General features: G+C 64.2%; 22 protein-coding genes and 1 riboswitch. Of the genes, 5 read left to right on the top strand and 17 right to left on the bottom strand.

Annotation, left to right across the window (positions count from 1 at the left end; translation table 11 throughout):
- Positions 1 to 135: 135 nt before the first annotated feature.
- Together PGP17_RS12265 and PGP17_RS12260 are read right to left on the bottom strand one after the other, a co-directional pair.
- On the bottom strand, positions 136 to 735 hold the full coding sequence (locus PGP17_RS12265) for a uracil-DNA glycosylase family protein (RefSeq protein WP_135943480.1): 600 nt from the start codon (positions 733 to 735) through the stop codon (positions 136 to 138).
- Positions 725 to 982: a DUF3253 domain-containing protein gene (locus PGP17_RS12260; RefSeq protein WP_270375648.1), complete on the bottom strand. Its 258-nt coding sequence runs from the start codon at positions 980 to 982 to the stop codon at positions 725 to 727. Before PGP17_RS12260 ends, PGP17_RS12265 begins: the two co-directional genes overlap by 11 nt.
- A 21-nt stretch (positions 983 to 1003) precedes the next feature.
- Here PGP17_RS12260 and PGP17_RS12255 point away from each other — a divergent pair, with 21 nt between their 5' ends.
- Complete coding sequence (locus PGP17_RS12255; RefSeq protein WP_270375647.1) at positions 1004 to 1726, top strand: acyltransferase; 723 nt, start codon at positions 1004 to 1006, stop codon at positions 1724 to 1726.
- Between the two features lie 14 nt (positions 1727 to 1740).
- On the opposite strand, the gene PGP17_RS12250 is transcribed toward PGP17_RS12255, so the two are convergent.
- The 4 genes from PGP17_RS12250 to PGP17_RS12235 all read right to left on the bottom strand — a co-directional run bounded on the left by PGP17_RS12250 (position 1741) and on the right by PGP17_RS12235 (position 7771).
- The gene (locus PGP17_RS12250; protein WP_270375646.1) at positions 1741 to 4863 is read right to left on the bottom strand and encodes an efflux RND transporter permease subunit; all 3123 of its coding nucleotides are present in this window, start codon (positions 4861 to 4863) and stop codon (positions 1741 to 1743) included.
- Complete coding sequence (locus PGP17_RS12245) at positions 4863 to 5981, bottom strand: efflux RND transporter periplasmic adaptor subunit (protein WP_270375645.1); 1119 nt, start codon at positions 5979 to 5981, stop codon at positions 4863 to 4865. The genes PGP17_RS12250 and PGP17_RS12245 overlap by 1 nt, the downstream gene beginning before the upstream one ends.
- Before the next feature lie 107 nt (positions 5982 to 6088).
- Positions 6089 to 6889 carry a hypothetical protein gene (locus PGP17_RS12240; RefSeq protein WP_270375644.1) on the bottom strand — a complete coding sequence of 267 codons (801 nt, stop codon included), beginning with the start codon at positions 6887 to 6889 and terminating at the stop codon, positions 6089 to 6091.
- 111 nt (positions 6890 to 7000) lie between these two features.
- Complete coding sequence (locus tag PGP17_RS12235) at positions 7001 to 7771, bottom strand: class II aldolase/adducin family protein (RefSeq protein WP_270375643.1); 771 nt, start codon at positions 7769 to 7771, stop codon at positions 7001 to 7003.
- 206 nt (positions 7772 to 7977) lie between these two features.
- Here PGP17_RS12235 and PGP17_RS12230 point away from each other — a divergent pair, with 206 nt between their 5' ends.
- From PGP17_RS12230 to PGP17_RS12220, 3 genes are all read left to right on the top strand, one after another.
- Positions 7978 to 8736: an NAD kinase gene (locus PGP17_RS12230; RefSeq protein ID WP_270375642.1), complete on the top strand. Its 759-nt coding sequence runs from the start codon at positions 7978 to 7980 to the stop codon at positions 8734 to 8736.
- A gap of 74 nt (positions 8737 to 8810) precedes the next feature.
- The gene (locus PGP17_RS12225) at positions 8811 to 9329 is read left to right on the top strand and encodes a response regulator (protein WP_270375641.1); all 519 of its coding nucleotides are present in this window, start codon (positions 8811 to 8813) and stop codon (positions 9327 to 9329) included.
- A 23-nt stretch (positions 9330 to 9352) separates the two neighbouring features.
- Positions 9353 to 9847: an Hpt domain-containing protein gene (locus PGP17_RS12220; protein ID WP_135943472.1), complete on the top strand. Its 495-nt coding sequence runs from the start codon at positions 9353 to 9355 to the stop codon at positions 9845 to 9847.
- Positions 9848 to 9925: 78 nt separating this feature from the next.
- On the opposite strand, the gene PGP17_RS12215 is transcribed toward PGP17_RS12220, so the two are convergent.
- The 3 genes from PGP17_RS12215 to PGP17_RS12205 form a co-directional block, all read right to left on the bottom strand.
- Complete coding sequence (locus PGP17_RS12215; RefSeq protein WP_270375640.1) at positions 9926 to 11092, bottom strand: DUF2336 domain-containing protein; 1167 nt, start codon at positions 11090 to 11092, stop codon at positions 9926 to 9928.
- A 62-nt stretch (positions 11093 to 11154) separates the two neighbouring features.
- Positions 11155 to 11946 (bottom strand): transglycosylase SLT domain-containing protein, encoded by a 792-nt coding sequence (locus PGP17_RS12210; RefSeq protein ID WP_270375639.1) that lies wholly within the window; start codon positions 11944 to 11946, stop codon positions 11155 to 11157.
- A gap of 69 nt (positions 11947 to 12015) precedes the next feature.
- On the bottom strand, positions 12016 to 13161 hold the full coding sequence (locus PGP17_RS12205) for an NAD(P)/FAD-dependent oxidoreductase (protein ID WP_270375638.1): 1146 nt from the start codon (positions 13159 to 13161) through the stop codon (positions 12016 to 12018).
- A gap of 68 nt (positions 13162 to 13229) precedes the next feature.
- On the opposite strand from PGP17_RS12205, the gene PGP17_RS12200 reads away from it, so the two are divergent.
- Complete coding sequence (locus tag PGP17_RS12200) at positions 13230 to 13607, top strand: DUF6491 family protein (protein WP_135943468.1); 378 nt, start codon at positions 13230 to 13232, stop codon at positions 13605 to 13607.
- Here PGP17_RS12200 and PGP17_RS12195 read toward each other — a convergent pair.
- From PGP17_RS12195 to PGP17_RS12160, 8 genes are all read right to left on the bottom strand, one after another.
- Positions 13604 to 14287 (bottom strand): hypothetical protein, encoded by a 684-nt coding sequence (locus PGP17_RS12195; protein ID WP_270375636.1) that lies wholly within the window; start codon positions 14285 to 14287, stop codon positions 13604 to 13606. The two genes, PGP17_RS12200 and PGP17_RS12195, sit on opposite strands and share 4 nt — an antisense overlap.
- A gap of 256 nt (positions 14288 to 14543) precedes the next feature.
- Positions 14544 to 15296 carry an ABC transporter ATP-binding protein gene (locus PGP17_RS12190; RefSeq protein WP_270375634.1) on the bottom strand — a complete coding sequence of 251 codons (753 nt, stop codon included), beginning with the start codon at positions 15294 to 15296 and terminating at the stop codon, positions 14544 to 14546.
- Complete coding sequence (locus PGP17_RS12185) at positions 15293 to 16297, bottom strand: FecCD family ABC transporter permease (protein ID WP_270375633.1); 1005 nt, start codon at positions 16295 to 16297, stop codon at positions 15293 to 15295. The genes PGP17_RS12190 and PGP17_RS12185 overlap by 4 nt, the downstream gene beginning before the upstream one ends.
- Complete coding sequence (locus tag PGP17_RS12180) at positions 16294 to 17139, bottom strand: ABC transporter substrate-binding protein (protein WP_270375632.1); 846 nt, start codon at positions 17137 to 17139, stop codon at positions 16294 to 16296. The genes PGP17_RS12185 and PGP17_RS12180 overlap by 4 nt, the downstream gene beginning before the upstream one ends.
- 5 nt (positions 17140 to 17144) lie before the next feature.
- Positions 17145 to 18953 (bottom strand): TonB-dependent receptor plug domain-containing protein, encoded by a 1809-nt coding sequence (locus PGP17_RS12175; RefSeq protein ID WP_270375631.1) that lies wholly within the window; start codon positions 18951 to 18953, stop codon positions 17145 to 17147.
- A 151-nt stretch (positions 18954 to 19104) separates the two neighbouring features.
- A riboswitch (cobalamin riboswitch) is annotated at positions 19105 to 19312 on the bottom strand.
- A 91-nt stretch (positions 19313 to 19403) separates the two neighbouring features.
- A complete protein-coding gene (locus PGP17_RS12170; protein ID WP_135943462.1) occupies positions 19404 to 20582 on the bottom strand; it encodes an ABC transporter permease in 1179 nt (392 codons plus the stop codon).
- Positions 20583 to 20587: 5 nt separating this feature from the next.
- Positions 20588 to 21745, bottom strand: a complete 1158-nt coding sequence (locus PGP17_RS12165) for an ABC transporter permease (RefSeq protein ID WP_270375630.1) — start codon at positions 21743 to 21745, stop codon at positions 20588 to 20590.
- Positions 21742 to 22449 carry an ABC transporter ATP-binding protein gene (locus tag PGP17_RS12160; RefSeq protein WP_270375627.1) on the bottom strand — a complete coding sequence of 236 codons (708 nt, stop codon included), beginning with the start codon at positions 22447 to 22449 and terminating at the stop codon, positions 21742 to 21744. The genes PGP17_RS12165 and PGP17_RS12160 overlap by 4 nt, the downstream gene beginning before the upstream one ends.
- Positions 22450 to 22456: the final 7 nt, after the last annotated feature.

The following is a 22456-nucleotide window of genomic DNA, read 5'->3' as shown; positions in this document are numbered from 1 at the left end:
TTGTCGATCGGAGTTCCCGTTACCCCGCCGCGTCTTGTTTCATGCGCGGATCGGCGGCCCGGGGCCGGTTGCGCGAGGGTCTACTAGACCCCGGCTCCGCGCGCAAGTTGAGCACAGACAATGGCCTGGGGCGTCTCAGGCTGCCTCATCAAGGATGCTGCGAATGCGAGCGCGCAAGGCGGGGAGCACCTCCCCGTCAAACCACGCATTCCGCTTCAGCCAGGCATTGTTCCGCCAGCTCGGGTGCGGCAATGCAGCATGGTGCGGCCAGTATTCTCGCCAGCGCAGCACCGTTTCGGTCAGGGTGCGCCCGGCCATTTCTCCCAGATGATAGCGCTGGGCATGCGCACCGATGAGCAAAGTGAGTTCGACGCGGGAGAGCGCATTCGTGCAGCGGTCCTGCCAGAGCGGCGCACATTCCTTCCGCGGCGGTTTGTCCCCGCCCTTGGCATCCAGCCCGGGAAAGCAGAAGCCCATCGGCGTGATCGCGAACAGGCGCTCGTCGTAGAATTCCTTCGCCGTCACACCCATCCAGTCGCGCAGGCGGTCTCCGCTGGGATCGGTGAAGGGCGCACCGCTCTTCTGAACCCGCGTGCCCGGAGCCTGGCCGATAATGCGGATACGCGCGCTGTCCGTCCCTGTCAGCACGGGCCGACAGGGGTGATCGAGCGCGCCTTGGCAGACCCGGCAGGCGCGCGCCTCGGCCTTGACCCGTTCGAACGCCTCAGTCGCCATCGGCAGCCGGCAGGCTGAGCCGGTAGACACCTTTGAAATTCTCGGGGTCCGCCGGCTTCCCTTTTCGCAGTATCGTCACCTTGCCCTGACGGGCCAGATGCACGGCCGCAGCGCGCACATGGCGCATATGTCCGTTCCAATTGTCTCCGAATGCCGCCTTGGCCGCCTCAGAGGGACAGATGGACTTGGAGGCACCGCGCTTTTCCACCAGATCGAGAATCGCGCTTTCGATAAGATCTTCGCTCATGACCCTAGAATAGGAAGTCGAATGCGCCGAGACCACCGCCCGTACTGGATGCATGCACTCTGGGAGCGCTTCGAGAATGCGTGGACGGGTCATTTCCTGGCGCCGCACTTCGAGGCGCTGGGCGAGGAGCCCAAGATCGTGCGGCCCTGGAATGTCGAGGTGTTCGGGCCCAATGTGCGCGCCGGGCGCAATATCCATATCGTCTCGCGCAAGGACCAGCCGGTGACCTTCACTGTCTGGTCGCCGGGCGACACGCCCGGTGAGATCGAGATCGGTGATTGCTGCTTTTTTGCCGGCGGGGTGAGAATCCTGGCCGGAGGCTCGATCCGGATCGGCGATGCCTGTCTGGTGGCCAAGTCAGCCACGATCACGGACAGCGACTGGCACGGGCTGTACAACCGCATCGACCCTCGCCCGGAGAGCAAGCCGGTGCGCATCGGCAATAATGTGTGGATCGGGGACGGCGCCTTTGTGGGCAAGGGCGTGACCATTGGCGACAATGCGGTCATCGGCGCGCGCAGCGTGGTGACGGGAGACGTCCCGGCGAACGAGGTCTGGGCCGGCATTCCCGCGCGCAAGGTCAAGGCGCTCGATCCCGACGGCCCTTTCCAGACGCGCCTCGACATGCTGGAGCAGCCTGAAGAGGTCGAGCGCTTCTTCGACCAGGCCTATCGCGACGTGCTCAAAGGCAATTCAACGCTCGGCTGGCTGCGATCGAAGATCTGGCCCCGCCGGGGCGACTGAAGTCGGAGAGCGCCCTACTCCGCCGGATTGGCGACTGCGCCGTCGCCATTGGCGCGCGCTTCGGCCTCGAGCTGGCGCGAGACCCAGTTCGGCGTCTTGGTGAAGCGGCCGAGCACACCGTAGGCCATCGGAATCACGAACAGAGTGAACAGGGTCGCGACCATGACGCCGGTAAAGATCACCACGCCGATCGTGATGCGGCTTTCCGAACCGGGCCCCGAGGCGAGCACGAGCGGGAAAGCGCCGATGGCAGTCGAGATACCGGTCATCAGGATCGGACGGAAGCGCGTCTCGGCGGCGTCCAGCGTGGCGGTAATGACATCCTTGCCCTCCTCGCGCAGCTGATTGGCGAATTCGACGATGAGGATGCCGTTCTTGGCCGCCAGGCCGATCAATATGACGAGCCCGATCTGGGAATAGATGTTGAGGCTGGACCCGGCCATGTAGAGGCCGAAAAGCCCGCCTGCGACGGCCAGCGGCACGGTCAGCATGATCACCAGTGGCTGGATCAGGCTTTCGAACTGGGCGGCCAGCACAAGGAAGACGATCAGCAAGGCCATGCCGAACGCGAAATAGATCGCGTTGTTGGCATCAAGATACTCTTTCGCACCCCCCAGATATTCGGTACTCATGTTGGCCGGCAAGGTCTGCTCGGCCCAGTCGTCCAGCCAGGTGACCGCCTCGCCCAGCGAATAACCCTCTGCCAGCGTGGCCGAAACGGCAATCGCGCGTTGCCGGTTGACGCGGTTGCGCTCCGACGCTTCGCCGACCTCGCGCACGCTGACCAGGTTGGAGAGCGGGATGAGCTGGCCTTCGAGACCGCGCACATACAGGCTTTCCAGATCCTGTGCGCTGGACCGTTGGGCCCGGCGGTTCTCGGTAATGATGTTGTACGCTTCGCCCCGATCGATGAACTGACCGATGCGCCGCGAGCCCAGATGGGTCTGCAGCGTACGCCCGATATCGGCAACGCTCACGCTCAGCGCCGCCGCACGCTCGCGGTCGATATCGACCAGCAGGCGCGGGCTTGTCGGCTCGTAATCCTTGCGAGCGCGCATGAGGTTGGGATTTTCCCGCCCGATCGCCTCGATCAGGCGTTCGGCCTCGGCATTGATCGCATCGTATTCGCTACCCTGGATGACGAACTGGATATCGTCGCCGCCGCCCCCGCCACCGATGGTGGAGCGCATCGAGGCGAAAGCGCGCACGCCCGTCAGTTGACCCAGCTGCGTGTTGATGTCGGTCATGATCTCTTCGCCGGGCCGGCGGTCGGACCAGTCCACCATGGAGCCGATGACGATGCCCGAGCTGAACCCGCCGCCGCCCCAGCCCGGCGCAACCACGAGCACCCGGCGCAGCTCACCGGCCTCGACATATTCCATCATGATGTCTTCGACTTCCATCGCCTGCTCGGAAATATAGTCGAAGCTCGCGCCCTCAGGGCCGGAGAAGAAGCCGAAGAAGCTCCCCCGGTCCTCGGGCGGTGTCAGCTCCCCGGGAAGCTTGGCGAACAGAAAGGCCGAACCGGCCAGGGCGATGATGAGAACCGGCACGATCGCGACAGGCGCCTTGAGCGCGATTTCCAGGCTATTGCGATAGTTCGATCGCGCCGCGGAGACGGCCCGGTCGACCCAGCGGGCCGGTCCCTTGGCCTGGCCGCTCGGCTTGAGCAGCTTTGACCCCATCATCGGCGAAAGCGTGAGCGCGACGAAGCTGGACAGGATGACCGCACCTGAGATCGTCACGGCAAGTTCAGTGAATATCCGTCCGATGAACCCGGGCAGGAAGACGAGTGGCACAAAGACAGCGATGAGGGTCGCCGTCGTTGCGATCACGGCAAAGAAGACCTGCCGGCCTCCACGCAGGCTCGCGAGTGCGGGCGGTTCGCCGAGATCGACCCGGCGCTGGATGTTCTCCAGCACAACGATGGAATCGTCCACGACCAGCCCGATCGCCAGCACCATCGCGAGCAGGGTCAGGATATTGATGGAGAAGCCGAAGGCGGAAAGGATCGCGAATGTGCCGATCAGGCAGACCGGCACTACGGCGGCGGGGATCATCGCGGCACGAATACTGCCCAGGAAAAGATAGATCACGAGCACCACGAGAAGGGCAGCGATGCCCAGCGTGCGCCAGACTTCCTTGATCGATTCCTCGATGAAAACGGTATCGTCGGACGCGACCATCAACTGCATGCCCTGGGGCAGCCCGGCGCTCAGCCGCTCGGCTTCGGCGGCCACGTTGTCGGCGACCTCGACGGCGTTCGACTGGCTCTGACGCACGAAGCCGAGCCCGACCATGTTCTGCTGATTGCCCCTGAACAGGGTGCGCGGCTCTTCTGCGGCCAGCTCGACATCGGCGACCTCGCCCAGCCGGATCACGTGCCCGCTGCTCGGCGAGGTGATCGGCAGGCGCTCGAAGCTCTCCTCGCTGGAGAAGAGGCGCTCGACCCGAACCACGATCTGGGTGTCGGAGGTCTCGACCGACCCGCCGGGCAGCTCGACATTCTGGGAACGCAGCGCATTCTCGATATCGGTGACGGTCACGCCGCGCGCGGCCATCGCGGCCGGGTCGAGCCAGATTCGCATCGCGTAGCGCCGCTCGCCGCCGATGCGTACCTGGGCGACACCGTCGATCACCGAAAACGGATCGACCAGATTGCGGCCGGCGAAGTCGGACAGCTCCTCGCTGGTCATCCGGTCCGACATGAGATTGTACCAGATGAACGGACGCGCATCGGAGTCCTGCTTGCGCACCTCGACCGTTTCCACGTCCTGGGGAAGCTGATCGAGCGTCCGGGACACTGCGTCGCGCACGTCGTTGGCGGCCGCTTCGATGTCGCGGCCCAGCGAAAAGGTGATCGTGATACGTGAATCGCCGTCCTGCGAAGACGATATGATCGTCTCGATCCCGTCTATTCCCGATAACCGGTCCTCGATGACCTGCGTGACGCGGTTCTCCACCACTTCCGCGTTCGCCCCGGGGTAGTTGGCGGACACCGACACCACCGGCCGGTCGACATCGGGCAGCTCGCGCAGAGGGAGAGACTGGAGTCCCAGAACACCGAAGACGACGATCAGTGCGCTGATGACGAAGGCAAGAACCGGTCGGCGGACCGCGACGTCCGAGAGGGTCATCAGCGCACTCCGCCGCTGGATGTCGTCGCCGAACCCGCACCGTTGGGAGACGCGGGAGCCTCATCGGCAACCGTAACAGGCATACCCTCGCTGACCCGGTGAACGCCTTCGGAGACGATGCGCTCTCCGACTTCCAGGCCGGAAAGCACTTCGATCATTCCGTTGATTCGGATGCCCGGCTCGATAAGCCGGCGCTCTACACTCGTACCGCGTTCGGTTTGCGTGAGCACGAAAACGAAAACCTCGTTTCCGTAACGCGTTACAGCCGATCCCGGCACGGCCGGGCGCTGGCGTTCGTCGCGGCGCACTTCCACCGTCATGAGCTGGCCGGGGCGAAGCTCACCGTCCTCATTGTCGATGAGGGCGCGTACCGTCACGGCACGCGTCACCGGATCGACGCGGCTGTCGATCCTGGCAATCTCACCGGTGAATGTCTGCTCCGAAGCACTGGTGCGCGCTTCGACCTGCATGCCTTCGGCGAGGACCGACAAGAAGCGTTCCGGCACGGTGAAATCGAGCTTGATGACGCTCGTGTCGTCCAGACGCGCGATGGCGTCACCCGGTCCGATCAGTTCGCCGGGGCTGACGTGGCGAAGGCCAATAATCCCGGAGAATGGAGCGCGGATGATATGATCGGCCACACGCGCTTCGATCTGGGAAACCCGCGCCCGGGCGCGTTCGAGAACGGCCAGCACCTCGTCCTGGCGCGATTGCGGCGCCACACCGCGTTCGGTGAGATCGCGGATACGCGTCATTTCGCGCTCTGCTTCACGCAACGTGGCGCGAGCCTCGTTGAGCCCGGCCGCCTCTTCAGCAGAGGCCAGCTCGACCAGGATGCGGCCTTCTTCCACGTAGTCGCCTGAGTCAAAATTGATACGCGAGATAGTGTCGGAGACCTTGGCAGTGATCGTCACCCCCTCATTGGCACCGGCCGTGCCAAGAGCTTCGACGATATCGACAAATTCGCGTGTCTCGACAGGGCTCACCTCCACCGGAACACCCCCGCCGCCCCAGCCGTTGGCGACATCGTCCTCGCCCGCCATCGAGCGGATCAGAACGGCAACGGCCATCGCCGCAAAAACGACAAGGGCGAAGATCAGGAATGCGGCGCGCTTCATTTTGGTCTCCAGCTAGCGGGCGTGATATGCGCCCAATCACTAAAAAAGCAACGCACAACCACGCAAAACACTGCGGGGGCGCACTAAAATCTCTGTAATGTTCCCGGCTAGAAGCGCTGGGCTATGCCCAATATTAACGCGCGCTCGTCTGCCATTCCGTCGCGCGCGACTGTGGCCAGCACGCCCAGCTGATAAAGTCGGCCTGGACCGCCATCGGCCAACAAGGAGAGTTGCGCGCGGTGGCCGGAGAAAGAGCGATAGCGCGTCGGGTCGGTGTCCATGGACCAGACCGAAAAGGTCTGAGCCATCACATCCAGGTGGGTGTTGACCGGGTAGACCGCCGTGAGGTCGAGCCGCACTTCGCCACGGTCCTCAAGGCTGCGCTGGCGCCAAGCCAGCTGGGCCTCGGCAAATCCCCGGTGGGACAATGAACGACCGGCCATCGCACGTATTTCAAGGTCGCCGCCACCTTGGCCAAGCCCGGCATTGCTGACATTTTCACCCGAGCTTTCGAACGTCGTGCCAAATTGAATGGCGCTCGCCCAGGATCTGCGCTGGAACAGCCCGACCCGTATGCCCGCCTCATTGCCGCCCAGTGCGGACTGGGTGACGACGACCGTGTCCTGCTCGGTCTCGCTCCACACGTCACGCGTGACCGTCTGCCGCGCCAGGCGCCCATAGAGCGTGATGCGGTCGGTCAGACCCCACTCCGCGTAGAGCGCGATTTCCTGCTTCTTGAAAAGAGCCGGTCCATCCGCCGGGTCAAGCCCGTGCCACCCGGCGGTCAGGACGTAGATCTGGTCGCCGCGCTTCTGCGTCCAGGCGCCGGCTCGGGCGGGCACGGAGAGAAGCAATGCGAGCAAGGCGGCGACAATACCGGCTGCCGCAATTGTGGGCCATCGCGCCACGTCTCATCCCCGCCACCCTTTGCCTGAGACGCCATTGGGCAGCGCAAAGAGTGGCAAGTCCAGAAAATTTTCTCTCGAGACGCGAATTATTCGAAATTCACGGCACCTGGATCACGCATCGTAGCCGGGGCTCTGACGGTCAACGCGTCCGCGGATCGCCGCCCACCCGATCTCCTTGAACAGATCGTTGGTAAAGGCCTGCTCGCCTTGACCGTAGACGCGCTCCTGCATCTTGGTGTCCCACTCGATGAGGTCGTTTCCGCCTGACTGAGCCAGCGTCTGAACCTTGCAGGCGCGCTCCAGCAGATACATCCGGGTGTAGGCCGCGAACGGGTGATCCCCGCAGGTCAGCGTCCCGTGGTTGCGAAGGATGAGCAGATTCTTCGCGCCAAGATCGGCAACCAGGCGCTCCTTCTCCTCGGCTTCCAGAGCGATGCCTTCATAGCCATGGTAGGCCACATCCTTCATCACGTTCATGGCGAGCTGGGAGATCGGCAGGAGACCGCGCTTCTGGGCAGACACCGCCACGCCCTGGTCGGTATGCAGGTGCATGACGACATGAACGTCGGGGCGCGCCGCATGGACGGCGGAGTGGATCGTGAAGCCGGCCGGGTTGATCCCGTAGCGACTAGGCGGGAGCACATTGCCCTCCTCATCGACCTTGACGAGGTTCGACGCCGTCACATCCTCGAACAACAGTCCGAACGGATTGAGCAGGAAATGGTCCGGCTCGCCCGGGATACGCATCGAGATGTGCGTGAAGAACAGATCGTCCCAGCCATGCATGAAGGCAAGGCGGTAAAGCGCGGCCAGATCGCAGCGCGCTTTCCATTCCTGCTCCGAGACCTGTTCCTTGACAGAGATATTGGCCTGATCGTCCATGATGCGTCTCCCTGTGACTGCGGTTCGCGAACCGCGTTCTTTATTTTCTCAAGGATCGCTCTCATGCGGCTTCAGGTCAATCGTGCCGGCAAGGCGCGGAGCCGGCAAACCTGCAGCGCGCAGGACGCACCTTGCACCGCAACAAGACTAAGGGTTCAATCCCCGCAAATTTGCTTCTTGTTTTCGGTCACTTGAGATTTCTCGCCATGAAACTCGCTTTCCATGCCAGCCGCCGGGACGATGCGCAGGCCGCGCGCGCCAGCCTCAGCAAGCGTTATGGCGAGGTTGCGCGCGAGGACGCCGATGTCCTGGTCGCACTGGGTGGCGACGGGGTAATGCTCGATGCGCTCCACTCCGTCATGGGGAGTTCCACGCGCGTCTACGGCATCAATTACGGGTCGGTCGGCTTTTTGATGAACGAACCGAGCGATACCGACCTCATCGAGCGGCTGACGCACGCAACCCAGGCCGACATCCATCCGCTCAAAGCGGTGGGCGAGCGGATCAATGGGGAGTGCTTTGAATCTCTCGCAATCAATGAAGTCTCCCTGCTGCGCGAAAAACGCCAGACGGCGAAGCTGAAGATTTCCATCGACGGTACGGTCCGCATGCCCGAGCTCTCCGCGGACGGCGTCCTGCTAGCTACGCCCGCCGGGTCGACTGCGTATAATTTCTCTGCTCACGGCCCCATCCTGCCGCTGGATTCACAGCTCCTGGCCCTGACCCCGATCAGCGCATTCCGCCCGCGCCGCTGGCGCGGCGCTCTCCTGCCTCACGATTCCACCGTGGAAATCGACGTCCTCGAACCGGACAAGCGGCCCGTATCCGCTGTGGCGGACAACAAGGAGTTTCGTGAGACCTGTCACCTCTCGATCAGGGAATCCCGCGAGATCACGCTCCACATGCTGTTCGACGAGGGGCGCGCGCTGGAAGAACGGATTCTGGTCGAACAATTCTCGACCTGATCACCGGTTTAGCGTCACATTAAGCAAATCCGGATATTCGGAATGGTGAAGAAACCAGTTCCGGGGGGATTGTCGTGGCCGGTGAGGTCGAAGCAGCCAACGCTTTTTCCAAGTTGCGCATCCTGATCGTGGATGACAATGCGGCGATGCGCGGCCTGATCCGGACCGTGCTGAGCGCTTTCGGATGCGAGTCAATTTTTGAAGCCGCCACCGCCCAGCACTGCCTGGCGACGCTGCGCCAGGAGCCCATCGACCTGATCATCATGGACTGGAAGATGAGCCCGGTGGACGGTCTGACGCTGGTGCGCATGCTGCGCTCGCAGGAGAAGAGCCCTTGCCCCTTCGTCCCGATCATCATGCTCACGGCCTACACCGAGACCTCCAAGGTACGCGAGGCGCGCGATGCCGGCGTGACAGAATTCATGGCAAAGCCCTTCGCCTCTGACAGCCTCTACCTGCGCATCCAGACCATCGTGAACCGTCCGCGATCCTTCGTTCGCACCAAGGAATTCTTCGGCCCGGACCGGCGCCGCCTCAAACCGAAAGACTATGAGGGGCCGGAGCGCCGTGAAGACGAATACCAGACCGCCTGATTGACCTTGCCGGGAGCAAATGCATGTCCAGCCGTGAAAAGCCGATCGAAATAATCACTCCGCCCAACATGCTCCGCGTGAAGGTCGGGGGCCGCCTGCCTGCCGCTGACCCGGAAGCCATCGCGCGTGCCGAGAAGGCGCTGGACCAGCTCAGCGGCGAGTTTGGCAACTGGCTGGGCCAGGAAGTCGACAAGCTGGAAGCCGCTCTGAAGGATGTGAAGACCCACGGCCTGGCCGGCGACCATGGCGATGCGCTGTTTACAGTCGCCCATGATCTTCGCGGACTGGGGTCCACCTACGAGTTTCCACTCGTCACGCGTATCGCCGCTTCTCTGGCCCGTCTGATCGAGACCCCGGAGAAGCGCAGCACGGTGCCGACGCCGCTGGCCGAAGCCCATGTTCATACGATCCGCGCGGCGCTCATTCAGAACATCCGCACAGACCAGGATCCCGTTGGCCGTCAGCTTGCCGAGGAACTGGAAACCCGTGTCGTCGCCCTCGTCGGCGAACCGACCTGAAACTTTGGAAATCTGACATAAAAAGAAGCCCGCGCTGCTCCCGGCGCGGGCTTCTTCTTGTTCGATCTGGAAGCGAGATCAGGACGCCTTGAGAACCACGGGTTCGGCGGGAGCGGTCTCGATCAGCGCTTCGTCGGCCTCGAGACGGGCGAGGCAATAGTTGAGATCGGCCTCGGGCGCGCCCTGGAACTGGGTAAAGACGCGTTCGGTGAGGATGCGCCTGAACCGGATCTGGTCGGCCGGGCCGCCATCGCCCAGCTCGATCGAGTGGTAGGCGGAAATCGCGGCGCGGATAGCCGGCAGGATGCGCGCAGGAAGACCGGTGCGCTGGAACACGGCATCGAGGCCCAGCGGGCCGGCATCGTGGATCAGCATCCAGGCCTTGGCGTGATCGACATTGGCCAGCTCTGCAACGGCATATTCGAAGAACGCCATGTGTCCGCGAAACAGGGCCCGCAGGATCAGCGAAGGCGTCAGCCGGCTGTTGAGCTGAAGCTGCTGCACGAAACGGCGCGGATCCGGCGAGAGACCGGCCTGGTCGACCAGATCGACCGTCGCCCGCTCGCGCGCACCCTCGGCCAGCTCCACGGCCAGCTGCGGGGGTAAGGCGTGACGCGACACCAGACGCTCGATGGCCGCATCGGAGATTGCCGCGATAAGGCGTTCCGTCACTTCCAGCGGCAGGCGTGAGCGGTCGATGAAGCGTTCAAGAACCTCCGGCTCGGCGCTGAAGCGCTCGAACGTGAGAGCATAAGAGCCGGCATCGAACCTGGCACCGTCATTGGCCGCCGCAGTTCCCACCGCCTCTGACACGCCATGGGTAACGATCTCGCGCACCACGTCCTTGGAGACGCTGGTCCGCTTCGCGACTGCCACCTGGCGGTTCGGTGCAGCATGGCGAATGATTTCGATGAGATCCTCGTCGCTGAGGACCGGAGAGCCCTCAATGACCGGAAGCGCAATCGAATCCAGGTCCGCAGCCAGCTTGCGCGCCACGGCCTCGGGCAAATGAGGGCAGCGCTGCAGCGTCACCGCAAGCGCGCGCCGGACCATTTCGGCAGCATCATCGGCAAGCACGCCGAGGATCGCTTCTCCGGCAGTGCGGTCTGCATCGCTGAGGCCCTGCTCGGCGATGCGCGCGCAGAATTTGCGCGCCGCCATGGCGCGCGATTCCGGATCGTTCGTATCGGTTAGGCGCTGTACGTCTTCACGGGTCAGACGAGCACGAAGGCCGTGAACACTCATGGCAGACCTCAATCTCTTATTGTCGGTCGCAAGAATGCGCTAAGACTCGTTAACGAGGGATTTCAGCTGCGATCGGAGCGTGATCGCGGCGCGTCGAGTGAGGCCAGAATCTCGATGACCCCCGGTGACAGAACCGCAACCGGACGTCCGGGCATGTGCGCGCTTGAGGCGTGGAAACGGGCCGCAGAGCTCAGAGCCTCGCGATCGGGGGCCGGTCCGGAGACCAAGGTTTCCGGAGGCACGACAGCCGCCCCGCCCTGCCCGGTCAGCGAGGACAGTACCTCGCTCACGCTGCGCGCCCGGCCATTGTCATAGAAAATCGGCCGGTTGGCCCGGGCCGCGGCAGGAAACAGTTCGTCGGCCCGACCTGCAGGCTGCGACTCCGCAGCCTGGATCAGGCGCGCCGCATTGCCAGCGCCGAGGAAATGGGCGGCATAAAGTTCGCCGCCCGTCGGTTCCCGGCCCGTCGCTTGCTGCAGGATGGCTCCATTCTCAGCCGCCAGTTCTCCCGCCATCAGGCTGGAAAATCCGGCATCGAAGCGCAGATCGAGGATTTCCTGACGAGCCTGGGGGTTGGCGACCGTAAACCGGCCGTCCGAATTCTGAGTGATCTGGTTCGCCAGATCGCCCTGACCATGCTGCTCGCCATGGCGTGACATCATGGCAAACCAGGTCTGCTCGATGAACTGGAACATGCCCGCCGCGCTCGATGTGCGCGCCTGGGCATTGGGATCGAAATTGCTCTCTCGCGCAGCCGTCTGAAGTAGATAGTCGAAATCGGCGCCCGTTGCATCGGCGGCCGACTGCAAGAGCTGGGACGGAGACACCAGACGGGCAGAAACAGCTTCAACCACGAAGCGCTCCTTCACAAAGCGGCATACAAGAATCGACTCGCACTCTCTCAGAGCCGTCATAAGAGTTGGTTAACCGTTATCGCCGCCGGGCGCGAGCGGTCGCAACGTTGCCGACCAGTCCGGCAACGCACCGTCCAGCACCGCTCCGGCCAGCGCCTCGCCAATTGCGGGAGCCAGCAACACGCCATTGCGATACCCGCCCGTCGCAATGAAAACGTTCGCGACCTCGGTCGCGCCCAGGACCGGGAGGCCGGTTCCCATACGCGGGCGTACGCCCGACCAGCGTTCGACGACCGGCCGATCGTTCAACGCCGGCAACACCTGGCGCGCCGCATCGGCAAGTCTGGCGATCACGTCGTCATCCGTTCCCGGCGTATCGACGCCGGGCTCGCTGGTGGCGCCCGCAATCAGGCGCCCTTCCGGTTTGGCGGCCAGGTAGATTGATAGGCCGCGGACGATACGCTGGGGAGCTTCGGAACGGGGCAGGTCGAATGCGATCATCTGGCCTTTTACTGGTGTCGGGCGGGGCAAGGTCTGCGAGAGCCCCTGCGGCAATCTCGCCCCGGTCGCGACGATGACCGCGTCGAAACGTTCGCGGCCGCGCCGCGTTTCCACCCAGCTTCCGTCCGCGTCGCTGTCCACGGCGATCACGGGAGTATCCTCGTGTAGGACGCCGCCGCGCGTCAGGGCGATCGCACGCAGGGCCTGCCCGAGCGCCCGGTTGTCCACCTGCCCGTCCGACGGAAACTCCAGGGCCTCCAGGGGCGGTGCCAGCGCAGGCTCGCTTGACCTGACAGCCTCGCCGGTCAGGGCCTCCACCTCGATCCCGGCGGCCTGCGCGCGAGCAGCCGCCGCGTTGAGGCGGTTCACATCGTCCGGCGTATAAGCCGGCGTGATCGAGCCGGCACGCTCATAGCCGATGGATTGGCCGGTTTCCCGTTCGATGCGGGCCGCATAGTCGTCCCAGAGCGACAGGGCTCGGAAGGCAATACCGGAAAAGGCTGCAATTTCCGTCGCTTCGAAGGCAGACTCAAAGCCGGCTGCCAGCATTCCGCCCGACGCGGCGAGTGCGCCCTGCCCCGCCGGTCCGCTGGAGAACAGGGTGATATGAGCGCCGCGGCGGCTCAACGCCTCGGCGCAGGCCAGCCCCGATGCGCCCGCGCCGGCAATTGCGATACGAAACGGGCGCGAATGCGTTATGATACTCTCCGACATCGGGTCCGGTCCAAGTCAGAATTGTTGCGACCGGCCTCCGAGATAGCGCGAACACGAGGACGATCACCATGCCCAAGCCCATCCTCTTCGCAGCCGCAAGCCTTGCGGCAGCCTGCGTGATTGCAGGCCCTGCATCCGCTCAGGACTCCGAATGCGTGTCTCTGCGCAACATCAACGGCTACACCGTGATCGATGACCGGCACGTGGTTCTCAACAGCGGAGCCTCGCGCCACTATCTGATCACCACGCGCACGCGCTGCTCGGGCCTCTCCTTCGGCGCGCAAATCGCCACCTCCTTCGGGGACAATGCACGCATCTGCCCACCCGTGGCAGAGTACATCATCCCGTCTGATGGCTGGCGGTGCGCCATCGATACCGTGGAAGAGGTCGAAAGTCAGGAGCAGGCCGAAGCCCTGGTCGCAGAGCGCGCCGGCGGACAGGACTAACCCGCCCCCGATCCGTGCGCCCGGCCTTTGGAAGGCGCAGCCTGCGCAACATTTTCCTCGCCTTCGCCGCCCGGCGCCCGGTCGAGAGCCATCCGGCAATCGGCCAGGAAACGTTCGCCTTGATCGGCGTCGCGCGTCACCCAGGCGCGTGCAAGCGTGTGCGTGTAGAACCCCCGCAACGTGCCGCGCCAGGTCTCCTCGGGATCTTCGATCGAGGAGCCGGCACAGGCTGACAAGGCCTCCTCGTACACATCCGAAAGATAGCTCAGCATGTCGCTGGCCTCTTCAAGGCGATAGCGGCGCTGATCGCTTCGCGCGTCGCAGACCCTGCGCTCGCCTTCCCGCAGGGCGGCCAGATGATACCGGTTCAGGCCGACACCGGCATTGTCTTCGCGCAATTGCTGGCCGTCCGGCACATGATGGCCAAGCTGGGCGCTCAGACGCATCCCCAGTTGCAGCTCCTGCTTGAGACGTGAGATTTGCGTCCGGCTGGCCTGAAGGCGGGTCTGGTCGCGCAGGCGCTTTCCCGCGCGCTCCAGGATACGCCATAACGACAAGCGCGTGGCTTCGTCGGTGATGGCATGACGTGCGCAAATCCGGTCGAGTTCAGCCTCGTCGTAGATCTGGACATCGTCGAGGATGGTGAATTGGGCACCCTCCTGAGTGGTGAGGCGGGCCACGGCAGTCTCCGTAATCTGAGTCGCAATCGGCCAAGTTTAGTAACTCATTAACCACACCGTCGAGCCTATCTGCAGCATTTGGCGCGATATCTGTGGAAAGCCTGTGAACAGGCGGGGAAATCGGAACCGGGTCTGCGACGCCCTCAGGCTTAGACCCGAGCACGTCAAGCTCGCGCCCTGCCTTCACCGGATTCCATAACCCGTTGTTAAATGTAGAAAATCTGCGCCCAGGTTGGCTCCTGCTGCGTCTGACCCGTCACACGGGGACATAGTGACCGGTCTCGTCGCGTGCGACACCGAAGACCTCGCGCACGATATCCGGCGACAGCGCAATGTTCGGGCGCGCATCGGCCCTGACCTGTCCGCTGTCCAGGACGACGACGCGGTCGGCCCAGCGCCGCGCGGATTCCAGATCGTGGATAGCCGCCAGTACGCCGCGTCCCCGGTCAGCCTCCCGCCGCAACGTTCTGAGCGCCTCGTACTGGTGTTTGAGATCCAGCGCGGAGGCGGGCTCGTCGGCCACCAGGAGCGGCGCCGGATTGACGATCAGACGGGCGAGATGGATACGCGCCGCCTCCCCGCCAGACAATCCGGCCATGTCACGGCCGGCCAGGTGGGCCGCATCCACCTCTTCTAGCGCTGTGTCGACACTGGCCCGGTCCGCCTCGTTCAGGCGCCGATAGGGCGCGCCGTTCCAGGCAAAACGTCCCAGCGCGACCACGTCGCGTACGTCGAGCCGCCAGCTGATCGGACGCGATTGCGGCAGATAGCTGGCCATCCGTCCGCGGATTCGCGGCGCGATAGTCTCAACACGACGTCCACCCAGCTCGGCGTGACCTTCATTCGGCTCGATGAGGCCGAGGAGTACCTTCAGGAAGGTCGACTTGCCTGCTCCGTTCGGACCGACCAGCGCCACGAACTCGCCCGCCTCGATCGAGAAGTCGACTCCGTCTAGCGCCAGTGTCGTTCCAAGCCGCGTGGAAACCAAGTGCAGTGCCGCGATACTCATCGTCCGATACTCCGGCTGCGTGCCGCGATCCAGATGAAGACCGGCGCCCCGACCAGGGCCGCGGCAACACCAAGCTTCAGCTCCTGTGCAAAAGGCATCATGCGCAGGCCCGTATCGGCCAGCACCAGCAGCAACCCGGCCAGAAGCGCGCTGGGCGCGACCAGATCGGCGGGATCATGACGGACCAGCGGCCGCACCAGGTGCGGCGCAACGATGCCCACGAAGCCGATCGTCCCTGCCACCGCGACGGCGGCGCCGGTCAGCAAGGCGCTCGACGCTATGACCAGAAGGCGTGTACGGCCAAGATCTGCGCCCAGCGCGACCGCCGTATCCTCTCCCAGAGCGAGGGCTCTCAGCCCCGGCAGCGCGAATACTGCCAGCCCTGCGCCGGTAATCCAGAAGGGCGCGGCGAAGGCGATATCGGCGTACGACCGGTTGGCGACGGAACCCAGAAGCCAGGTCACCATGTCCGAGAGCGAAAACGGGTTCGCAGACAGGTTCATGGCGAGCGCCGTCAACGCGCCGGCAAAACTGGACAATCCCACACCCACCAGAATGAGCTGCACCGCCGAAAGGCGTGCCGCCCCGGCCAGATAGAGGACGATGATTGCGAGACCGGCAAAGCCGACGGCGAACACGGGCACCACGAAGGCGCTGATGAGAGCAAGATTGAAGTAGATTGCGATGACCGCGCCCAGCGCAGCGGATGCACTCACGCCGAGCACACCGGGATCGGCCAGCGGATTGCGGAGCAGACCTTGAAGCAGGGCGCCAGACGCGCCCAGCGCCGCCCCGACAAGAAATGCCGTGAGCACCCGGGGCAGGCGGATTTCCCTCACAATGATGGCAACCGGATCCTCGCCGGACGCGAAAAACCCGGTGAGCGTTTCGCCAAGACTCAGCGGTGCGGAGCCGGCCAGGCAAGAGACGGCGATCGCAGCAAGGCTCAGCACAAGCAGGCCCGTAAGGACTACACGCCGAGGCAGACCGGCGGCACTCATGGGCGTTCCTCCAGGACACGATCGGCGCGGCGCCGCGCCTGCAGCGCGACATCCGCCATGAACCAGGCGCCACAGGACAGAAAAGCGCCGTCCAGGTGGATGGTCGGGGTCTCGGCGAGCTGCTCTCTGAGAGCAGGATGGTTGGTCGGCGACCAGTGGTCCACACGGTTCATGGGCATATCGAAGAACCCCGTTACGATCAGTTCCGGCGGCGCGAGGACCAGCCGCTCGAGCGGCAGGTCGCGCCAGCCGCTCGCACCTCCGCGCGCGGCGACATTCTCGAAACCCGCCGCGACCAGAATCTCGTGCACCAGGGTCCCGGCTCCGCTCGTGACTCCGCCCGGAGTCACATAGAGCACGGCCGGGCGGTCCTCGGTGGTCTGCTCGCCCGCCGCCAGCAGCGCCGCATCCATCTGCGCAATCAGCGCCGCGCCACGCTCGGGGTGACCGAGCGCCTGCGCCGTCGCGGTGACGGTCTGCCGGATATCGTCGAACGACTGAGCAAATCCAAGATCGTGCACCGGAATGCCCAGACGCTCGTAGAAGGTCCGCGCCCGGGTTCCACCGCCAAAGCTGCGTACAACAAGGTCCGGCTCCAGCGCGATCACATCCTCGGCCGCCTCGCGAATGCGCGGCTTGCCGGCTGCGTGCGACCGCATGGCGCTGTAGGCATCATCCGGTCCGGTGGAGATTCCCAGAATCTGCTCGTCATCGGCCAGGGCAAGAACGTATTGATCGGCGCAATAGTCGAGCGACACCACGCGCGGGCGGGCGGGCTCGCCCCCTTGGGAGGGGCCGGCAAGGGCGGCGGCGCCAAGCGCCGCCGCCAGTAGGGGTCTCAACCCTGTCAACGTGTCAGCCTGACGCCGAAATAGCCCGAGAGCCCCGGCGTGCCATATCCGAAGACCTGCTGATATTGCTCATCGGTCAGGTTCTCCCCGCGGACATAGAGCTGCATCCGGTTGGTGAGGTCATAGCGCGCGGAGGCATCCAGCCGCGTCCAGGCGTCCACCGGGCCCAGACTGTCCTGTTCCTCGCCATTATGACGCACGCTCAGCGCACCGCCCCAGCGTCCACCATCATAGGCGAGCTCGCCATAGGCGGAATGCTCCGGCAGGCGGATCAGCTCGCCGCCCTGCCCGTCCTCGGCCTCGATATAGGTATAATTGCCCGCCAGCGACCAGGCCTCGGTAATCGCAAATCGGGCGGCAAGCTCCACACCCTTTGTGTCGACCCGGGCGATGTTCTCGTAGCCGCCGACCGCGAAAGAGAAGCCGATCTGGTTTTCGACCGTCTGGTCGAAATAGGTCGCCTCGACCGCGGCGCGTCCCCCGGCCAGCGTGTATTCCACGCCGACATCGAAGCCTTCGCTCGTCTCGGCACGCAGGTCCGCGTTCGGCTCTGTCGCCCCGCAGCAGACATAGGTGGTCTGGAACAGGGTCGGCGCCTTGAAGCCAGTCCCGGCGGTGCCGCGCAGGCGAACCTGATCGGTCAGCTGCCAGGATGCGGCGAGCTTGCCGGTCGTCTCCGCGCCGAAGCGATCGGCCTCGTCGTGGCGAACGCCGCCTGTCAGAACCAGACCATCCAGAGGCTGCAGCTCAAGCAGCACGAAGAGGCCATCGATCGTGGAGGAGTCCCCGCCCGCCGAGCTGTCCTCGCGTTCCGCCCCGAAAGCCAGGCGATGGTCCTCGGTCAGGTTCCACGTCCCCTGATACCGGTAGACCTGGCGCTCCCCCTGCGACCCGAAAGACGAAACGCCATTGGTGAAGCTCTCGCGGTCGATGTCGGCGGCGGCGACCTGGATCATGGTCTCGAGCGCGCCGGCGAACGCGATATTGGTGAAGGTCAGCGCACCGGAGAGCTGCGTCGTCTTGCTCACCTCATCTCCGTCCTGGGTCCCGGTCACGGCCCCGTACGAGTCGAACTCGGTCTCCGAGTCGACATAGCGCACCGTTGCGGCAAGCTCGCCGAAGCCCAGCTCGTAGCGTCCGCGGCCCGCCAGGGTCACGGCGTCATAGCCATCGTCTTCCGTATTCCCATCGGCCTCGTCGGCCTTGGAGATGCCGTCGCTCGACACCGCGCTGGCCCCCAGACGGAAATCGCCCTGCTCGAAGCCACCCTCTATGGCAGCACCGCCGCGCACCGTTCCGAAGCTTCCTGTCTCGGCAAAACCGGTCACACCGAGGCCGGGCGCAGCACGCTTGGTCACGATGTTGACCACGCCGCCAATGGCATCGGTCCCCCACAGGGTCGATTGCGCCCCGCGAAGCACTTCGATGCGCTCGATCTGCGCAGTGTCGAGGCTGGCAAAGTCATAGCCCCCGCCTGGCGAGGTCGGGTCGTTGACCGGCACTGAATCGATCAGCACCAGGGTCTGCTCGCTGGCAGCCCCGCGAATGCGCACCGTGGCGGCCCCGCCGAACGCGCCGTTCTGGTTGACCGTCACACCGGGCGCCGTCGCGATCGCGTCCAGAGCGAAGGCGGTGCGTTCCAGCTCCGCCTCGCCGATCACCGTGACGGCAGTCCCGGTTTCAGAGGCCGGTGTGTCGAGCCTCGTCCCCGTCACGATGATGGTGTCGCTCGTTTCGGCAGTCTGGGAGTAGGCCGGCGTTGTGAAAACCGCACTCAATAGAGCGGTATAGAAAACAGACTTCATAATGGGTCGTCCCCGTGGAGGCCGCGAAGGAGCGGTTCGCGACCACGAAACAGACACGCGCACACCGCCGGAAACCCGGCGGGCGCCCTCGCGCTCTCGCGTCGCTGCACACGGAAAGTCCCGCGCGCCACCCTTGGAGTTTTCCCGCTCCCGGTGGTGCGACCTGACGGCAGGTCTCCTGGCTCACAGGTCGTGGCCGCTAACACCGCCTTCCCGGAATCGATCGATTCCAGTGGCGCTGTGGTGCGCGGCTCGCTGCTGACAGTTGCGGGTACAGCCCCGGTTTTAAGAGCCAAAAGGCTCTTTTCCGGCGTTCCCTCTTAGCCCGCTCGCACGGGACCGTCAGCGCGCTTAGTAGGGCGGGGAGCATTGGCCGGTCAAGCCATCGGTTTGAAACGTTTCACAATCCGCGTCCGCGTTCGCCCCTGGCAGAGCGCCGGGCGCGCGCCGTCAGTCGGCGTGGACGGCCAGGATCGGAACGCGCGCGGCGCGGATCGCGGGAACAAGCCCGCCCAGAAACCCGATGACCAGCGCCATGACGATGCCGGCAATGATCGCGCTGGGTGTCACGGCAAAAGAGAAGACGATCTGGGTAAAACTGCCCCCGAGCGTCGATGCGCTGACCCCGTTGAACAGGAGATAGACCGCCGCCGCACCAACCAGTCCGCCAATCGCTGAAAGCATGAGCGCTTCGGCCATCGTGCCGACGAAGGCGGGAAAGCCGGAAAATCCGATCGCACGCAGGGTTGCGATCTCGCGGGTTCGCCGGTCGACCGAGGAGTAGAGCGTATTCCAGGCCCCCGCAAAGGCCCCTATCGCCATGGCGATGGAGAGCGGCCAGCCAAGATACATGATGAGATCGGAGGTCGCGCCTGCCTGGCTCGCGTAATAGGCCTGCTCTGCTTGGACATCCAGGTTGAGCCGTGGCTCGTTCTCAGCATAGGCCCGCACCCGCTCGATCGCATCCGGGTTTTCGAGTCTGGCTCGCACGGTCTGCACGCCGCTGCCGCGATTATATAAATTCTGGATCACACCAAGATCGGCCCATATCTCGGAATCGAACACGGTGCCGCCCGTCGAGAAGACGCCGACGATCTGCCAGTTATTGTTACCGAGCCGAATCTCTTCGCCCATCTCGAAACCGGAGAATTCGCGCTGCACGCTGCGGCCCACCACAAGGTCATTTGAGCCCGGCGCAAACATGCGCCCCTCCACCAGCTCGAAATTCTGGCGCAGCAACGCAGCGTCCTCGCCCACGCCGCGCAGCGGGATATTGGCGTCTGTGCCGGAGGACCGCTTGGTTCCGTCGACAATGACGTAAAGCTCGGCCGAGGCGATCGCCTCGCCGCCGGAGTCACGCGCCAGCCCCGGCGCCTCCTCGATCAGACGGACCTCGTCGCGCGACAGGCCGCTATTGAGTTCGGCCTGGGCGCCGGACCGCAGAAAGATCGCGACGTCCTGCGAGCCGGTTCCCTGCACCGTTGCGCGGAACCCGTTCGCCATCGCGGAGAATCCGAGAAGGACGCCGACGACCAGCGCGACTGAAATGATCGTGGCGATCGACATGCCCGGGCGTTGCGGGATGGATTTCAGATTGATCAGGGTGACGGCAAGACTCTGGCGGAACATGGCGGTCACAACTTTCCGAGTGCGGTCGATATCTGCACGTTCATCGCGCGCATGGCCGGTAACAGACCCGTGAGCAGGGCCAAGCCTACCATCAGAGCCAGCGCAATGAGTGCGATGTCGAGCGAGATGCCGAGCCCAGGAATGAAACCGGCCAGAGACTCTGCAGCCAGACTGACCAGGGTCCAGGCGAGCCCGAGTCCGATCAGCCCGCCGAGCAGGCTGAGCAGGAATACCTCCCCGAGGGTCATCGCGAAGATCGACGGCGCGGTGAAGCCGAGGGTCTTCATCACCGCGATCTCCTTGGTCCGCTCGTCGACGGCGAGCACCATGGTTGTGCCCACGATCATGAGAATGGTCGCGAACGCCGCGCCGATCACCGAGGTCAGGATCAGACCGATATTGCCGATCTGCTCCAGGAAGGCCTGCGTGAAGGCAGCCTCGGTTGTGGTCTCGGTCTCTGCAGGTGAGTTGGCGAACAGCGCGTCGATTGCCTGGGAGACTTCGGCGTTCAGGGCCGGATCGGCTGTGCTCACGATCAGCCAGCCCAGCTGGTCCCGATTGAAGGCCAGGGTCTCGTTGAAATAGTCGTAGTGGAAAATCGCATAATTCGTCGGTACCGCGTCATCGTCGGCGTCGAAGATCGCGCAGATCGTGAAGTCCCAGGCCGAACTGCCGTCCTGTTGCTGCCAGATGTTGCTGAGCAACGGAATCCGGTCGCCGAGGCTCCAGCCATACTGATTGGCCAATGCCCGGCCCGCCGCAAGACAGGTCCGGTCAGTCAGAAAGGCTTCGCGCTGCTCGGGCGGGAGGGTCAGTTCATCATAGGCGATCAGATACGTCTCCGGATCGACGGCAAACGTCTGCACGAAGTTCTGCGGTTCCTGGTAATAGCCACCGAACCAGCTCGCATGGCTGACATTGCGCACGCCCTCGACCTGGGCGACCCGGGCCTGATAGGCCAGCGGCATCGTCACGGTGAAATTGATCTTGTTCACCGTCACGAGCCGGTCTGCGGCAGCCACTTCGACGCCGGAGTTGAACGCTTTGTAGAAGGCGCCGAGCGCCCCGAAGATGAAAAAGGCGATGGCGATAGACAGGATCAGGAGGCTCGCGCGCACTTTCTTGCGGAAGAGCGACTTGCGCACGAGGGTGGCGCGGTTCATGCCACCGCCTCCCGCTCAACGAAGCGGCCCTTGTCGAGATGGAGCTCTTTCTTTGCGAAGCTCGCCGCTGCAGGGTCGTGCGTCACCATGACGATGGTCTTGCCAAGCTCGGTGTTGAGCAGCTGAAGGGTTTCCAGCACCGAGTTGGCCGACTCCCGGTCCAGATCGCCTGTCGGCTCGTCGCACATCAGCACCGCCGGGTCCGCGACAATGGCGCGCGCGATGGCCACGCGCTGTTGCTGACCGCCGGAGAGCTGGCGCGGCTTGTGCCCGGCCCGATCCGCGATCCCCACGATATCAAGCGCCGTCTCGGCCCGGCGCCGGCGCTCCTTGCCGCTCATCTTGAGAAGGAGAAGCGGCAGCTCGACATTCTCGATGGCGGTAAGAGTCGGCATCAGATTGTAGAACTGGAAAATGAAGCCGACATTGTGCGCGCGCCAGGTGGCCAGCTTGCCCTGGCCAAGATTATCGATGCGCTGGCCCTTGAACGCGATCTCGCCCGCGCTCGGACGATCGATCCCGCCGAGCAGGTTGAGAATGGTCGTCTTGCCCGAGCCGGACGGCCCCATGATGGCGATAAATTCGCCCCGGCCGATCTGCATGGTCAGATCGGTGAAAATGTCGACCCGTTCTTTCCCGCGCGTATACGACTTCGATACGTGGTCGAGCTGGTAGAGCGTGTCTTGACGTAAATCTTCGGTCATCTGCCGA

Origin of the sequence: Marinicauda sp. Alg238-R41 (assembly GCF_947331485.1) — a bacterium.
In the GTDB taxonomy this organism is placed as follows: domain Bacteria; phylum Pseudomonadota; class Alphaproteobacteria; order Caulobacterales; family Maricaulaceae; genus Marinicauda; species Marinicauda pacifica.
This window is presented reverse-complemented; position numbering and strand designations above follow the sequence as displayed.

Coding starts and splice junctions, on each gene's coding strand:
- PGP17_RS12265 (WP_135943480.1), bottom strand. CDS start 735: ATGGCGACTGAGGCGTTCGAACGGGTCAAGGCCGAGGCGCGCGCCTGC.
- PGP17_RS12260 (WP_270375648.1), bottom strand. CDS start 982: ATGAGCGAAGATCTTATCGAAAGCGCGATTCTCGATCTGGTGGAAAAG.
- PGP17_RS12255 (WP_270375647.1), top strand. CDS start 1,004: ATGCGCCGAGACCACCGCCCGTACTGGATGCATGCACTCTGGGAGCGC.
- PGP17_RS12250 (WP_270375646.1), bottom strand. CDS start 4,863: ATGACCCTCTCGGACGTCGCGGTCCGCCGACCGGTTCTTGCCTTCGTC.
- PGP17_RS12245 (WP_270375645.1), bottom strand. CDS start 5,981: ATGAAGCGCGCCGCATTCCTGATCTTCGCCCTTGTCGTTTTTGCGGCG.
- PGP17_RS12235 (WP_270375643.1), bottom strand. CDS start 7,771: ATGGACGATCAGGCCAATATCTCTGTCAAGGAACAGGTCTCGGAGCAG.
- PGP17_RS12230 (WP_270375642.1), top strand. CDS start 7,978: ATGAAACTCGCTTTCCATGCCAGCCGCCGGGACGATGCGCAGGCCGCG.
- PGP17_RS12220 (WP_135943472.1), top strand. CDS start 9,353: ATGTCCAGCCGTGAAAAGCCGATCGAAATAATCACTCCGCCCAACATG.
- PGP17_RS12215 (WP_270375640.1), bottom strand. CDS start 11,092: ATGAGTGTTCACGGCCTTCGTGCTCGTCTGACCCGTGAAGACGTACAG.
- PGP17_RS12205 (WP_270375638.1), bottom strand. CDS start 13,161: ATGTCGGAGAGTATCATAACGCATTCGCGCCCGTTTCGTATCGCAATT.
- PGP17_RS12200 (WP_135943468.1), top strand. CDS start 13,230: ATGCCCAAGCCCATCCTCTTCGCAGCCGCAAGCCTTGCGGCAGCCTGC.
- PGP17_RS12190 (WP_270375634.1), bottom strand. CDS start 15,296: ATGAGTATCGCGGCACTGCACTTGGTTTCCACGCGGCTTGGAACGACA.
- PGP17_RS12185 (WP_270375633.1), bottom strand. CDS start 16,297: ATGAGTGCCGCCGGTCTGCCTCGGCGTGTAGTCCTTACGGGCCTGCTT.
- PGP17_RS12175 (WP_270375631.1), bottom strand. CDS start 18,953: ATGAAGTCTGTTTTCTATACCGCTCTATTGAGTGCGGTTTTCACAACG.
- PGP17_RS12170 (WP_135943462.1), bottom strand. CDS start 20,582: ATGTTCCGCCAGAGTCTTGCCGTCACCCTGATCAATCTGAAATCCATC.
- PGP17_RS12165 (WP_270375630.1), bottom strand. CDS start 21,745: ATGAACCGCGCCACCCTCGTGCGCAAGTCGCTCTTCCGCAAGAAAGTG.
- PGP17_RS12160 (WP_270375627.1), bottom strand. CDS start 22,449: ATGACCGAAGATTTACGTCAAGACACGCTCTACCAGCTCGACCACGTA.